General features: G+C 64.2%; 1 protein-coding gene. It reads right to left on the bottom strand.

The features are described 5' to 3' along the window. A partial coding sequence (locus AB4Y42_RS43990; protein ID WP_368697860.1) for a type VI secretion system Vgr family protein occupies positions 1-1,199 on the bottom strand: 1,199 nt, incomplete at both ends.

Below are 1,199 nucleotides of genomic sequence, written 5' to 3'. Positions count from 1 at the left end.
CGGCGTGAGCTGTTGATGAGGTCCGGGTTTTGGGCATTCGGAATGAAGGCCACGGCGACCGGCTTGTTGGGATTGCCTTCAAGAAATCCCGCGATACCGAAGTCGCCATCCACCGGCGGCAGGTTCATGCCCGAGTGGTCGCGGCTCGCAAAGGGCCTGGCCATGCGCAGCGGGATACTTTCGCCGCCCTTCGGCCAGTTGCCGAAGTCACAGTGAAAACGCACGACAATGCGTCCTTCCGCGTCCAGGTAGGGGTACCTGTAGTGATTCGGTGACGTCACCGTAAACCCCAGCGTATGCACGCGCGGCCACTTCGATTCGTCTATCGGCAGCCGGTAGGGCCGGCTGGCAGGAATCGCCTGGAAGGTATTGCGGTAATTCTCGTTGCGCGCCCCTCGATGCACGACCTTCGAGACGAACAGGCCCTCCTTCGCGTCAAGCGTGCCGTCCGCGGCACCGGCCAGCGTATCGGGCTGCACGATGCAGCCCGGCCGGATCGAGGGCATCGTGGACTTCCCCCTGCCGGTGACCTGCTGCGCACGCGCCGCCTCGTGCCGCAGCGTCGCCTCGCGCTTCGCCCCTGCCTCGTCGCCGTGATGCGTGCCCCACACCAGGGGCGTGCCCATGGTCGTGTCGTCATGCTGTTCCGTGCCGAACTCGTCGCGCGCATGCCCCTCCTCGCGGAAGATCATCGCGTGGTTGTCGGCGTCATAGTCCGCGACGATGAACGACGCAGGAATGGTGCGTGTACGCACCTTCAGCGAATAGATCGACTCCTCGAACGTATGCAGCCCCGATGGAGAGCGGTCCTTCAGCGAGAGGGCCGGACGCGTGTAACCGTCGATGTCGTCGGCAATGACCACCACCTCGCCGTGCCGGTCCTCCTCGGTAAACGTGAACAGCCCGGCCTGCTCCATCTCCAGCCGGCAATACGCCCAGTCGCCCATGTTGTACTGGAAGCGGAACGGGTGTTGCGGATGCTGCCGGCGCAGGCGCTGCACCACGCGAATCCAGGGGCGCACGGCATTGCGCTCGATGACTTCCTGGATGATGTCGGCGGACGTCTTGCCCTGGTATGTCGCGCAGTTGCTCGGGCCGTCCAGCACCGCAAGATGCTGGAGGATTTCGACACGATAGGTGCAGCCATCACGCGAGTTCGACACCGACTCGAAACGCGAGACGAATCCCGCGAACTTCCG

The organism is Paraburkholderia sp. EG286B, from assembly GCF_040965655.1.
Classification (GTDB): Bacteria; Pseudomonadota; Gammaproteobacteria; order Burkholderiales; family Burkholderiaceae; genus Paraburkholderia.
The sequence above is the reverse complement of the archived record's forward strand: the minus strand, read 5'-3'. Positions and strand labels throughout refer to the sequence as shown.